This window comes from Corynebacterium sp. HMSC05H05 (assembly GCF_001807265.1).
Classification (GTDB): Bacteria; Actinomycetota; Actinomycetes; order Mycobacteriales; family Mycobacteriaceae; genus Corynebacterium.
The window spans coordinates 80,628-93,479 of record NZ_KV788407.1 but is presented as its reverse complement, the minus strand read 5'-3'; the positions used below and the strand labels follow the sequence as shown (position 1 = coordinate 93,479).

Sequence of the window (12,852 nt, the reverse complement as noted above, 5' to 3'; positions counted from 1 at the left end):
CGGACCGACTATCGCAGAAAACTATGCAGCTGCATAGTTGGTTCGGCTTGAAGAACTATGTCGTCGCATAGTGAAATCAGCCAACAAGACTATGCCGCTGCATAGTGATTCAAGCCCTTTGCCTGCTCGTGTTTTGTATGAATTTACATGCGGCAACACTTATAAGCGTCTGACCTGCACCGTTAAACCTGGACGGCCGTCCAAATTGTCAACTTTTGCACGTTTCGTTTAGGAGGGCATTCCAACGAACCACGCGAACGGAGGCTCCGCGACTATGCAGCTGCATAGCGAAGGACTACCCCCACAGCACTATGCAGCTGCATAGCCCCCACCGACAGCGACCTACGCCGACCGCTCGGCCAACACCTTCCCGGTTGCGGTGTCGCGCTCGACCAGCTCGGCGGGGGCTCCGGTGGCCACCACCTGACCACCCTCTGCACCGGCGCCGGGGCCCATCTCGATCACGCGGTCGGCTTGCGCGATGACGGACAGGTCGTGTTCGACCACGATCACGGTTTGGCCAGCGTCGACAAGGCTGTTGAGCTCCTTGACCAAAAGCGCCACGTCAGCCGGGTGGAGGCCGGTGGTCGGCTCGTCGAGCAGGTACACGGTGTGGCCGCGGCGCGAGTTGCGGGATCGCTGCAGCTCGGTGGCCAGCTTGATGCGCTGCGCCTCGCCGCCGGAAAGCTCCGGTGCGCCCTGGCCCAGGCGCAGGTAGCCCAGCCCCACGGCCTGCAGGGTTTCCACGGCGCGCAGGATCTTCGGTTCGTCGGCGAAGACGTCGGCGGCTTCGTCGACAGTCAGTTCCAGCACCTGCGCGATGGTGAGTCCCTCCCAGGTCACCTCGAGGGTTTCGTCGTTGTAGCGCGCGCCGCCGCAGTCCGGGCAGGTGGTGTACGAGCCGGGCAGGAACACCAGCTCGACCTCGATCTTGCCGGCGCCGCCGCAGGTCGGGCACTGCCCCTGCTTCACGTTGTAGGAAAAGCGCGACACGGTCCACTTGCGCCGCTTCGCTTCGTCGGTGCCGGCGAACAGTTTCCGCACGCCGTCGAACAGCCCAGTGTAGGTCGCCAGCGTCGAGCGCGGCGTGCGCCCGATGGGCTTCTGGGTAATCTGCACGACTCGGCTCACCGCGTCGAAGCCTTCTTGCCTATCGACGGTCCATCCGGCCTCCCCCGCCACCTCGTCCTCTTCCTCGACCACGGTGGACGCGGCGTCGCGGAGCACGCCCGCGAGAACCGTGCTGACCAACGTGGACTTGCCGGAGCCGGACACGCCGGCCACCGCGGTGAACTGGCCCATGCCGAAGGAGACCTCCAGCCCCTCAATCGAGCGGGCCGACACGCCGGAAAGGCGCAGTTTTCCGGTGGCGGGGCGTGGGTCGTCGTTAGGCGAAAGTGCCCGGTTCGCCAGCGCCTTCGCGGTGGGTGCGTCGCCGGTGTAGTCGCTGGTGGGGCCGGAGTAGACAACCTCACCGCCGCGCTCGCCGGCGAGCGGGCCGACGTCCACGAGCCAGTCGGTTTGGGCGACGAGTTCCATGTCGTGCTCGACCAGCAGGACTGAGTTGCCGGCGTCGATGAAGCGGCGGCAGATGTCCAGCACGGCTCCGCGTTCGGCGGGGTGCAGGCCGGCGGACGGCTCGTCTAGCACGTACGCCACGCCGAACAGGCCCGAGCGCAGCTGGGCGGACAGGCGGATGCGCTGCAGCTCGCCGGCGGACAGGGTCGGCGCGGGGCGGTCCAAGCTTAAGTGAGCAAGGCCCAGGTCGAGCGCGGACTGCAGCGCGGGCAGGATCTGCTTGAGCAGCAGGTCCTCGGCCGAACCCTCGGACGGATCCTGCGCTGCCAGCACCTCATAGACTTGGTCGAGCGGCAGGGCGCCGAGCTCGTCGATAGGCATTCCCGCGTAGGTGACTTTGAGGGCCTCCGGATTGAGGCGGCGGCCCTGGCAAGTCTCGCACACGCGCGACTCCATGTAGGACAGCACGCGTTTGCGCAGGGTGTCGGACTGGGTCTCGGCGAGCGTGTTGGTCAAATACGACGCCACGGAGCGCCACGTGCCCTTGTAGTTGCGCTGGATCTGATCCTCGCCGCGCAGGGGCTTGACGGTGACCACGGGGCGCTCCTCGGTGAACAGGATCCACTCGCGGTCTTCCTGCGGCAGCTCCTGCCAGGGCGAGTCCAGGTCGTAGCCCAGCGTGGCCAGGATGTCGTGGAAGTTCTTGCCGGCCCACGCGCCCGGCCAGGCCTGGATCGCACCGTCCTCGATGGACAGCGTCGGGTCCGGCACCATCGATGCTTCCGTGGGCTCGTGCACCACGCCGGTGCCCTGGCACGTCGGGCACATGCCCTCCGGCGTGTTCGGGGAGAACGAGTCGGAGTACAGCCCCGTCGGATTGTCGCCGGCGCGCGAGTACAGCAGGCGGATGCTGTTGGACAGCGCAGAGACAGTGCCCACCGTCGAGCGTGCGCCGCCGCCGGAGGTGGACTGCTCCAGCGCCACCGTCGGCGGCAGGCCCTCCACGGAGCCGACCTGCGGGTCCACAGCAGAACCGATCAGGCGGCGGGCAAAGGGTGCCACCGACTCGAGGTAGCGGCGCTGGCCCTCGCCGTGGATGGTGCCGAAGGCGAGCGAGGACTTGCCGGAGCCGGACACCCCGGTCACCGCTACGAGCGTGCCGCGCGGGATGTCCACATCCACGTTGCAGAGGTTGTGCAGGTGGGCGTCGCGAACTTCAATTCCGGTTTCAGGCATGCCCACCAGCGTAACCAGTTATTGCCGGCGCGTGTCCTCGCCGAGCTGGTGGACGTGGATGGTGTTCGTCGTGCCCGCAATTCCCGGCGGGGTGCCTGCGACAACAACCATGGTGTCGCCCTCGTTGTACTGCTCCATGGCCAGAAGCTGGCGGTCCACCACCTTGATCATGTCGTCGGTGCTGTGGACCTCCTCGCACAGGAACGTCTCCGCGCCCCACGTCATGGCCAGCTGCGAGCGCACCTGCTGCACCGGCGTGAACACCAGAAGCGGCAGGTCCGGGTGCAGGCGCGCCACGCGGCGGGCGGTATCGCCGGAGGTGGTGAAGGTGACAATCGCGCGCGCGTTGAGGCGATCGGCGATGTCGTTGGCTGAGTAGGACACCACGCCGCGCTTCGTGCGCGGGATGTGGTTCAGCGGCGGCACGGTACCCATGGTCTCCGCGGAGCGCACAATGCGGCTCATCGTGCGCACCACGTTATGCGGGTCCACGCCCACGGACGTCTCGCCGGAGAGCATCACGCCGTCCGCGCCGTCGAGCACCGCGTTGGCCACGTCGGAGGCCTCCGCGCGGGTCGGGCGCGAGTTCTCGATCATGGAGTCGAGCATCTGCGTAGCCACGATCACCGGCTTCGCATTTTCACGCGCAATCTGGATCACGCGCTTCTGCACCGCCGGCACCTGCTCGAGCGGGATCTCCACGCCCAGGTCGCCGCGGGCGACCATCACGGCGTCGAATGCGAGGATGATGGACTCCAGCGCGTCGACCGCCTCGGGCTTTTCAAGCTTTGCGACGACAGGCACACGCCGGCCGACCTCATCCATGATCTCGTGGACCAGCTCCACGTCCGCCGGGGAACGCACGAACGACAGGGCGATGATGTCCACGCCAAGCTCGAGTGCGAAGCGCAGGTCGGCTTTGTCCTTCTCGCTCAGCGCCGGCACGGAGATGTCCATGCCCGGAAGCGACACACCCTTGTTGTTGGACACCGGGCCGCCCTCGGTGACGCGGCAGACCACGTCGTTGCCGTCGACCTCGGTGCAGACCAGGCCGACCTTGCCGTCGTCCACGAGCAGGCGGTCGCCCGGCTTCGCGTCCTGGGCGAGCTGCTTATAGGTGGTGGACACGCGGTCGTGCGTGCCCTCGACGTCGTCCACGGTGATGCGGACGGTCTCGCCGGTTTCCCAGTAGGTTTTGCCGTCGCCCTCGAAGCGGCCGAGGCGGATCTTCGGTCCCTGCAGGTCAGCCAGGATGCCCACGGCGTGGCCGGTCTCGTCGGTGGCTTCGCGGACCCAGCGGTAGTTCTGCTCGTGGTCCGGGTAGTCGCCGTGCGAGAAGTTCAGGCGCGCCACGTCCATGCCGTCGCGCACCAGGCCCAAAATCGCATCCTTGCTGGCCACGGCCGGGCCGAGGGTGCAGACGATCTTTGTCCTTCTATCCACGTGTACCAACCTCGTTATCTTCGGTGTTGTCGTCGGTGTTATTCGTGTTCTTCAGCGCCCCACGGTACTCCCGATCCTGTGAGTCTGCCGTGGGCCTGCGGTTGTACTCCGGGTCAACCTCCTCCGGGGTCTCCCTCCCCTTTTGCAGCATGAAGAAGATCGCCACGGCGACGATGAACAAGATGGCGGAGACCCACGTGTTCACGCGCAGGCCGAGGATCAGGTTCGCCTCGTCGCGGCGCATGAACTCGATGAAGAAGCGGCCCAGCGTGTAGCCGGCCACGTAGAGCCAGAACACACGCCCATGGCCGAGGCGGAAGCGACGGTCCGCCCAGATAAGCACGAAAAACACCGCGACGTTCCAGATCAGCTCGTAGAGGAACGTCGGGTGCACGCTCGCGATCACCTCACCGGTGGAGCGGCCCGTCAGCGGCGCGTACTGGCCGGCTTCGTTGACGCGGTAGTAGATGTCCAGCGCCCATGGCACGTCCGTCTCGGCACCGTAGAGCTCCTGGTTGAAGTAGTTGCCCAGCCGGCCGATGCCCTGGGCGAGGATCACCGACGGCGCAATCGCGTCCGCAAGCGGGGCAATCGGCAGCCCCTTGCGCCGCATCATCACCCACACCGCGAGCGCGCCGAGCGCGACCGCGCCGATAATGCCCAAGCCCCCGGCGGTGATGTTGAACGCCTGCCAAGGGTTTTTGCCCTCGCCGAAGTACTTCTGGTGGTCCGTGATCACGTGGTACAGGCGCCCGCCGATGATGCCGGCGGGGATAATCACAATCGCCGCGTCCCACACCGTCTCCGGGTTGCCGCCGCGCGCTTTGTAGCGGCGCAGCGAGATCGCCATCGCGACGACGATGCCGGTGATGATGCACAGCGCGTAGGCGCGGATGGGTATGGGACCGAGGTGCCACACGCCCTGCGGCGGCGACGGAATGTTGGCCAAATTCAGCGTTTGCACGCCAAACAGTGTGCCATTTAGTTTCGCGACGGGCACGCGGGGTGCTGGCCCGCGGTAGCCAGCGAGCGCGTCGCGGAGAGCACGTCCCCGGCCGCCATGACGGCCTCCGCCGCGAGCACCGCGTCCGCGCCGCAGGAGGCGGCGTTAATCAGATCGCGCGGAGTGGCCACGCCACCAAGGCTGATCTTGATCACTTCGCTGGGAAGCCCGGGCGCGATTTCGGCGAACGCGTTGCGGTTCAGGTCGTTGGTGTCGAAGGTCCAGGAGTTCACCGCCACCACGGAGACGCCCGCGCGCAGCGCGCGGTCCGCCTCCTCCGGGGTGCGCACCTCCGCCACAGCAGCCATGCCGAGAGATTCGGCGCGGTCCAACAGCGCCTCGAAACGGGCCTGGTCCAAGATGCCCACCTGCAGCGGGATGGCGTCGGCGCCGTAGCAGCGCGCCTCGTGGATCTGGTACGGGTCCACGATCACGTCGCGGCACATCATCGGCAGCTCCACCGCCGCCCTGGCCTGGGCCATGTCCGCCAGCGAGCCGTCGAAACGCAAGCGCTCCGTCTGGCACGCGATGAGGTGGGCGCCGCCCGCTTCGATGTTCTGGGCCAGCGCCTCGATGCTGGCAAGCCCGGCGCCGGTGGGGCCGAAGACCGGGGAGTTGCGCTTGATCTCCACAATCACGCTGCAGCCATGACGCAAAAGCGCCGCCCGGGCATCCCGGGTCGGCGCCATATCGCGCGAGCGCGCTTTGATCTCTTTGAAGGAAACGGCGGCCTCACGCTTAGCAACATCGCGAAGCACACCAGCGACGACGTCGTCGAGTGTGCTCGGTGCCGGCATGGCTACCTCCCAGTTGCAAGGGGCCTGGCCTGTCACGCATAAGGCTAGCGGGTGGGCTTGGAGGATCGGAAATCCGGATCCGTCGGATCGATGTCTGCGCTGATCGCGTCCCACAGCACGCGGCCCGACTGCGGATCCTCCTCCAAGTCCTCGCGCACTTTCTCCCGGCGCACGGTTTCCTTCTCGTACTTGTGCTGCCGCGGCGAATCCTCACCCGGCCGCGCGACCAGCAGCACCCCGCCGGCCAGGCCGAGCACCGCGGCCGCGAGCGCCAGCCCGGGGCCGGCCACCTCCGTGGTGGCGGAGGTGATCTCAGCCCACTGCGCGATCGCCGGCGCGGAATTGCCCTGCTGCGCCTCGTCCGCGCCAGCGGTCAGCAGCGCGTGCACCCGCTCCGGGTCTGCCCCGCCGGTGAGCAGACGCACAGTCGGCACCGCCAGCCCCACGGACGCCGCCGCGCAGATGACGCCGATGACGCGGCGGCCGAGGCGCCGCAAAGCAAATGCTGCGACCATGCCGGCAAGCAGCAGCACCGCAATCGCGCCGGTCTCCGTGGACCAGTCCGCGCCGTTGACGCTGGCCTCGCCGCCGCCGGAGATGTCGTCGACGAACTCGGCGCGCACCCAGTCCATCCGCGAGCTTATCCAAGTCAGCGCGCCCGCGACACCGAGCGTGATCGCCCCTTCACGGGCAGCCTTCTTGTCTGGTTTTGCAGCCGTAGTCATGCGTTAATCCTCCTCGCCCGCATCAACCCGTACCCTCCGAATCGCCTCCATCACCGCGGCGTGGGCTTTGGCCGTGCCCACCACCGCCCCGACTTTGCCGGGCTCCCACGGTGTGCCGTCGCCAGCGGTGGCCACCGCACCTGCGCTGCGCGCCAGCAAGATACCGGCTGAGTTGTCCCACACGTGCGGGGAGAAGCTCACCGCAGCCTGGTAGATACCCTGCGCGGCGAACGCCAAGTCGATGCCCACCGAGCCGCTAATCCGCGGACGCAGGTGCGCCCGGGTCAGCTCGCCCGCCAGATCCAGGCGCTGGTTCGACGGCATGCGCCTGCGGTCGCGGGAAAACAGGGAGCCGACGCCGACGTGCGGCGCCGACGACGCCTCACTCACCGGCGGCAGCGCGGCCCCGTTGAGGTGGGCCGGCTCGCCGTCCACGGCTGTCATGCGCATATCCAGCAGCGGCGCGTCCACCACCGCCACCACCGGCTGCCGCTCCACCAGCAGGGAGACCAGGATCGCGCAGTTGGGGTTGCCGGTGGAATAGTTCGACGTCCCGTCGATGGGGTCCACCACCCAGCACGCGTGTGCGTCCAGCTCGCCGCCCTGCTCCTCGCCGTACACGCCGATGCCGGTGGCACCGGTGAGCTTGTCGCGCAGCAGCTCTTCGACCGCCAGGTCCGCGGCGGTGGCGAAGTCTCCCGAGCCCTTGTGCAGGGCGGGCGCGGCGCCGAGTTCGTTGACGAAGATCTCGCGGGCAGCATCAACCGCCGCCTCCGCGGCCTCGAGGTTCCCCGTCACATCCGTCATCGTGCTTACCCCAGCTGCGCGATCCAGTTGCGAAGCACACCGGTACCAGCCTCGCCGGAGGCCTCGGGGTGGAAACGCGTCGCCCACAGCGGGCCGTTTTCCACCGCGGCCAGCACCTCGCCCGCCCAGCTCAGCTTCGGGTAGGCGATGAACTCGTCCTCTTTCAGCTCGAAATCGCGGGCGCCGGTGGCGGCGTTGAACTCGAACTCGTGGGCACCGTCGAGCATCTGCGAACCGTCCGCGGCAGCAACCTCCGCCCGCTCGACGGGGGCATCAAGCTTCTCGACGCCTCCCGGCCACTCCCCGAACCCAGCCGCACCGTCCGCGCCGTGCTCGAACAGCGCGTCCATGGCGGCGCCGACCACAAGCACCGGGCGCGATCCGGCGAGACGCTGCCCCACAACGCGATCAGCCTGAGCGGTGCGCAGTGCCCGCAGCGCTTCGGCGGCGTCACCGGAGGCGGCCACGACCAGTCCGTCCGCGGCGACGGCACTCGCCGGGTCCGAGGTGACCTCCGCGTTTACCCCCTCAGCCCGCAATGCGTCGCGCAACGCCTCCACTGCCGGGTCTGTCCCCGAAAACGTGTCGAACACTGCCACAGCGGGGGCCGTCGGGCTGGGGGTTGTCTCGCTCATAGGTGCGTAGTGTAGCTTCCGCGCAGACTACTGGCGCTTGCGCGGGTAGGGCCGCGGGACCTGCACGGACTTCAGGCGCGCGGACAGGTTGTTCACTTCCACCACGCGGTGGCGGCCCAGCTGGCGGTCCAGAAGCGTGATGGCAAGGCCGATGGTGATCACCGCAGAGGCGATGCCGAACACCGGGGCAAACGCCATCTGCGCCACCAGCATCCCGTAGAACGTGGAGCCTAAGCCGGTACCGCCGTCGAAGCCGATGTTCCAGATCGCCGAGGCCTCCGAGGTCTTGTGGCGCGGCAGGCGGTAGAACAGCATCGTCAGCGCCTCGTTCTGCACCCCGCCGAAACCTGCGCCGTAGAACAGCGCGGCGATAAGCATGGTCCACGCTGGCAGCTCCATGGACAGGATCATCGCCATCAGCGCCACACCGAGGGCGGCGATGATCTGGCACGGGATGATGACGCTGCCCGGGTAGCCGCGGCGGTCCATGATCCGCCCGGCGACGTAGCGCGCCACCATCGCGGCGAAGTTGAGCACCGCCAGCATCACACCCGCCAGCGCTGCGCCGGAGACGGGGTCGAGCTCACGCATGGACACCGGGAGGAAGTTCGTGATCGCGCCGTAGGCGGTGGTGACAAACATCAAGGCGAGCGCCGGCACGAGCGCGAGGTGCCACATGGGCACGCGCACGCTCTGCTGCGTCTCCGCGTCCGGGTCCGCCGGCGGAATGGGCGGGATGGCCAGGCAGGCCACCAGCGAGATTGCGCCGATGGAGGCGGCGATCATGTACACGGCGTCGTAGCCGATCTTGTCCACCAGCGCCAGGCCTGACGGCAGCGCCACCATCTGTGCGAGGCCGACGACCATGCCGAAGATGCCGGTGGCACTGCCCAACAGTCGCAGCGGCACAAGCTCGGCGATGATGGCGGCTTCCGCCACGGACAGTGCGCCGAAGCCGATACCGCGGATGGCGCTGACGGTCAGCAGCGGTGCGGCGTCCATGCCGAGCATGTAGCCGAACGCCGGGATGCCCAGCAGCAGCGAGGAGATGGCCAGCACCCAGCCGAAGCCGAACGTCTTCAGCGCTTTCGGGGTGAATATCTGCGTGATCACGGTGGCGAACATGAACACGCCGGTGGACAGCCCTGCCAGGGAGGCTGGCTGGCCCGCGTCGATCACCGCGGTGGGCACCACCGGCAGCAGCAGCGCCCACGCCGCGAACGCCGAAGCCACCGCAACGAGCACGGGGATCAACCCGCGGGCGCGCCACACGTTGGTCAACGATTCAACTTCCCCGCGGGTCAGCGGCTGTTTGGACCATGCCATCTCACATCACCTCCAGAAGCATCAGCGCCGCGAAGAGCAGGGCCATGACAGCCAAAAGCGCGAGCACGGCGGTGACCGCACGCGGAGCGCCGCGTTGGTAGCTGGACCACACTCCGCCGACGAGAAGCCCCGCCACAAGGCTGAGCACCACCACCAAAATCGGATTCCCGACAGCGGACACCGCAATGACCTCCTTCGCAACCAAGTCGATTCCGCCGACATTGTAGACGTTGCGGCGGAATCCAAGGGCGCTGGCTTCGCATCGGGCGTTATGCTCGCTGTATGGGAAAGCACGCTGCACCGGTGGGCCGACAGCGCCCCGGCGAGGTCACTCTCGAGCGCGTCGCTGCCGTATTGGAGGGCCTCGGCTTCGAGCCGATGGTGCGTCCGGACCGCCTGGTCATCGGGGCTCACGCTTTTACTGTGGCGATTTGGGTGGACTACTCCCGCCCGATGGCGCTGGTCATCGACACCGCAGAGCGCATCCCCACAGACTTCGAGCACTCAGGCGCTCTCGCCCGCTTCATCAACACGTGGAACCACGACCGGGTCGGGCCATGGGCGAGCTTCCGCCTGCTGGAATCCGGGGATTTGTGCGCGCGGATGCGCCGCGGGGTGCACATCAAGCATGGGCTTAGCGACGATCAACTGGCCGCCGAATTGGTCGACACCCTCGAGCACGCCGCCGCGTTCTACCGGAAGCTGCGCGAGCGTTTCGTAGACGCGGGCCTGGACCAGCCGCTACCGCCGCAGCTCCTGCGCACCCAGGACACCGACGTGTTGCTGGGCAGGCACCCTTCGCTGCGGCACTTGCCGCGCGGCGGCAGGCAGGAGGTGTCCACGGCACCGGAGCTCTACCGCGAAGTGGGCGGCCCGGCAGGTGACATCGCGCCGGTGGGCATCGACGATCTCACCGACGCCTTGGAGCAACTGGATTTCCGTTACGGCGTGGGCGACGACGACGTGATTGCCACCGGCGTCAACGGCGTGGCCTTTGCCCTGACTATCGACGGCGAACCGGGCACGCGCTATGCCCGAGTGACAGGTATGTGGGACACCGGCCGCGACGCCTTGGATGCGTTCTTGCCGCTATGGCTGGTGTGCAACGATGTCAACGAGCGCACCTGCGCTACCTCCGCCTACCTGCACGAGTTCGACGGTGCCGCGCACATGCACGCCGAGTCCACCATGCTCGTCTCCGAGGGCGCCGCACCTGAGCAGGTCGGCGAATTTGTCATCTCGGCCATGGCGGCGTGTCTGGCGGCCATCGACCACGTGAGCCAGCAGACGGCCGGCCACTCGGTGGTGGATTGGCCCGGTAGGCGCTGACTACTCGTCTTGCCCGGTGCAGGCCAGCAGGTTGGCGGTCCAGTAGACCAGCACCGCCGCGAACGGGCCCGCCGCCCACGCGGCACCGGGTCGCACGGGCGGGACCATCGTCAACGTGTCCCCGTCCGCAAGCTCGTCCGGCGACGGGAGGGGGTGCACAACCCCCACGAACCAGCCGCCGAAAATGTACAGCGCTACCGCAGCTACCGCGCTGACGGTGCCAGCCCAGAGCAGCCACGCCACCGAACCGCGGACCCTTCCGCGGTTCGCAGAGATCAGGGCGACCACGGCCACCACGACACCGGCCAAGACGGTAAGCAGGGCAAACGATCCGAAGCCCGCAAACTCGGCGTTGACGGGACTTTCCGCCTGATCCACCCGCAGGCCGCCGCCTTCAACCACGCCTATGTATGCAGGCCTCACCAGCGCCCACACCCCGCCGCCGAGGATGCCCAAAACGCAACCGAGCGCCAGGAGCCCAGCTCCGGCGCTCAGTGTGGACTTGCGGATTAGTTGCACAGCTTCCAGCGGCCGTCTTCCTTCTGGAAGATCATGGTCGAGGTTTCTTCGCCCTGGTCGCTCTTCGCGGTCAAGCTTGCGGACGCGCGGTCGCCGTCGATGCGCACATCGGTCAGGCTGACCTCCGTCTCTGGAAGTTCGATGCCCTGGCCCTGTTCCTCAGCCAGACGGCTGGCCTCCTGGACCTGTTCCAGGCTCATGCCCTGGCGCTCAAGCTCCTCAAGCATCGGCTCGGTCACCGCCTTGCAGGAGTTCTCCAGGATGGTCGGGGTCCAGTCCGCGAACGAGCCCGGGTTCAACACGGCGCGGGCGGTATCTTCCATCTCCCGGCGGTCGTCCTCGCTGCCTTCCTTACCGTTGGCCAGCGGCTCGTTGGTGTTTTCCGGCATGCCGTTTTCAAACGGGTTCACCAGTGTCGGCGGCTGCTCCTCGCCGCCCTGCGCCTGGTTGGACTTCTGCTTGCCGTCCTTGTTCTCTTCCTTCTTCTCCTTCTCGGAGGTCTTCGAAGTCTTTTCCGTCTTCTCCTCAGACTTTCCAGACTTCTCAGCAGAGGCCTCCGTGGAAGAGTTCGCGGCGGATGCTTCAGGAGCCTCAGCGGCGGTAGACAGACCGCCGGAGGTGCCTTCGTCGTCGGATCCGCACGCGGTGAGCGGTAGCACGAGGGCGAGTGCCGCCGTCGTGACTGCCAAGCTCTGCTTCGTTTGCAACTTCACGGTATACCTGTACCTCTCGTTGTCGGACCCGCCCGGAAATACGGCGCGGGCTGGCACCAGCGACTGTTTCTTCCGTGTCTTTTCGGTATCAGTAAATGCAGTCGCGGTGAAGACCTGTCAGAAATAGTACCAACTACTCACTGTTTCCCCCGTTGGACATCTATACAAGCATTCTGGAGGGTTTCTGTGAGGTCGCGTAAAGGTATTTTCCGCGCCGACGGCCCACGCGCGCGTCTATGTTGGAGGAATGCAGTTAACCCGTGAGCGCATCACCGAAGCGGCGCTGGCAATCCTCGCCGAGTACGGTCTCGCGGACGTGTCCATGCGCCGGGTGGCCAACTCGCTGTCCGTCGCGCCCGGCGCGTTGTACTGGCACATCGCCAACAAGCAGGAACTCATCGCCTCCATGGCGGAGGAGATTGTGCAGGAGCTTTTCGACGGCCCACTGTCTGATCCCGCACGCTTAAGCGGCGAGCTGCGCGAGGCGCTGCTGGCCACCCGCGACGGCGCAGAGGTCGTAGTCGCGGCGGTGAGCCAGCCGGGCTCGCAGGTGCAAAAAGAGTTGGAGACCAGGTTCGCGGCCTCGGTGAGGGCGTGGCTGGGCGAAGCTGCGTCGATAAGCAATGTGCGCATCGCGGCCCTCGGTTTGCTGCGGCTGACCTTAGGCGATGCGGCGGTGCAGCAATCCGCCGCGCAGCTGGCGCAGGCCACCGGCGCGGACGAGGAGACGGACGGCGCGGACGAGCACGCAGCGGCAGTGGCCTTCCTGCTCGACGGCCTGAAGCGAAGTGTCTGAGGGGG

At 67.2% G+C, this 12,852-nt stretch carries 13 protein-coding genes; 2 read left to right on the top strand and 11 right to left on the bottom strand.

Translation table 11 applies throughout. The features are described 5' to 3' along the window. Positions 1–342 precede the first annotated feature (342 nt). The 9 genes from HMPREF3151_RS09025 to HMPREF3151_RS08985 are packed head-to-tail and all read right to left on the bottom strand — an operon-like array spanning position 343 to position 9,671. A complete protein-coding gene (locus HMPREF3151_RS09025) occupies positions 343–2,754 on the bottom strand; it encodes an excinuclease ABC subunit UvrA (protein WP_070475197.1) in 2,412 nt (803 codons plus the stop codon). Between the two features lie 18 nt (positions 2,755–2,772). Next, the gene (gene pyk, locus HMPREF3151_RS09020) at positions 2,773–4,197 is read right to left on the bottom strand and encodes a pyruvate kinase (RefSeq protein WP_070475196.1); all 1,425 of its coding nucleotides are present in this window, start codon (positions 4,195–4,197) and stop codon (positions 2,773–2,775) included. Next, complete coding sequence (gene lgt / locus HMPREF3151_RS09015; RefSeq protein ID WP_083290273.1) at positions 4,190–5,161, bottom strand: prolipoprotein diacylglyceryl transferase; 972 nt, start codon at positions 5,159–5,161, stop codon at positions 4,190–4,192. The genes pyk and lgt overlap by 8 nt, the downstream gene beginning before the upstream one ends. Positions 5,162–5,178: 17 nt before the next feature. Continuing rightward, complete coding sequence (locus HMPREF3151_RS09010) at positions 5,179–5,997, bottom strand: indole-3-glycerol phosphate synthase TrpC (protein ID WP_070475195.1); 819 nt, start codon at positions 5,995–5,997, stop codon at positions 5,179–5,181. A 44-nt stretch (positions 5,998–6,041) separates the two neighbouring features. After that, complete coding sequence (locus tag HMPREF3151_RS09005) at positions 6,042–6,722, bottom strand: TIGR02234 family membrane protein (RefSeq protein ID WP_083290272.1); 681 nt, start codon at positions 6,720–6,722, stop codon at positions 6,042–6,044. Between the two features lie 3 nt (positions 6,723–6,725). Further along, positions 6,726–7,529: an inositol monophosphatase family protein gene (locus HMPREF3151_RS09000; RefSeq protein WP_070475194.1), complete on the bottom strand. Its 804-nt coding sequence runs from the start codon at positions 7,527–7,529 to the stop codon at positions 6,726–6,728. Between the two features lie 5 nt (positions 7,530–7,534). Beyond that, positions 7,535–8,164 (bottom strand): type 1 glutamine amidotransferase family protein, encoded by a 630-nt coding sequence (locus HMPREF3151_RS08995; protein ID WP_070475193.1) that lies wholly within the window; start codon positions 8,162–8,164, stop codon positions 7,535–7,537. 27 nt (positions 8,165–8,191) lie between these two features. Continuing rightward, positions 8,192–9,490 carry an MFS transporter gene (locus HMPREF3151_RS08990; RefSeq protein ID WP_070475192.1) on the bottom strand — a complete coding sequence of 433 codons (1,299 nt, stop codon included), beginning with the start codon at positions 9,488–9,490 and terminating at the stop codon, positions 8,192–8,194. A gap of 1 nt (position 9,491) precedes the next feature. Beyond that, complete coding sequence (locus tag HMPREF3151_RS08985) at positions 9,492–9,671, bottom strand: hypothetical protein (RefSeq protein WP_141741387.1); 180 nt, start codon at positions 9,669–9,671, stop codon at positions 9,492–9,494. A gap of 101 nt (positions 9,672–9,772) precedes the next feature. Between HMPREF3151_RS08985 and HMPREF3151_RS08980 the strand changes: the two genes are divergently transcribed. Beyond that, entirely contained in the window at positions 9,773–10,819 is a 1,047-nt protein-coding gene (locus HMPREF3151_RS08980; RefSeq protein WP_070475190.1) for a YbjN domain-containing protein, read from the top strand. Here the strand turns inward: HMPREF3151_RS08980 and HMPREF3151_RS08975 are convergent, their stop codons facing one another. Both HMPREF3151_RS08975 and HMPREF3151_RS08970 read right to left on the bottom strand, forming a co-directional pair. Further along, the gene (locus HMPREF3151_RS08975) at positions 10,820–11,338 is read right to left on the bottom strand and encodes a hypothetical protein (RefSeq protein ID WP_141741386.1); all 519 of its coding nucleotides are present in this window, start codon (positions 11,336–11,338) and stop codon (positions 10,820–10,822) included. Then, entirely contained in the window at positions 11,329–12,027 is a 699-nt protein-coding gene (locus HMPREF3151_RS08970; protein WP_141741385.1) for a nuclear transport factor 2 family protein, read from the bottom strand. The genes HMPREF3151_RS08975 and HMPREF3151_RS08970 overlap by 10 nt, the downstream gene beginning before the upstream one ends. 271 nt (positions 12,028–12,298) lie before the next feature. On the opposite strand from HMPREF3151_RS08970, the gene HMPREF3151_RS08965 reads away from it, so the two are divergent. After that, positions 12,299–12,847 carry a TetR family transcriptional regulator gene (locus HMPREF3151_RS08965; protein ID WP_070475187.1) on the top strand — a complete coding sequence of 183 codons (549 nt, stop codon included), beginning with the start codon at positions 12,299–12,301 and terminating at the stop codon, positions 12,845–12,847. Positions 12,848–12,852: the final 5 nt, after the last annotated feature.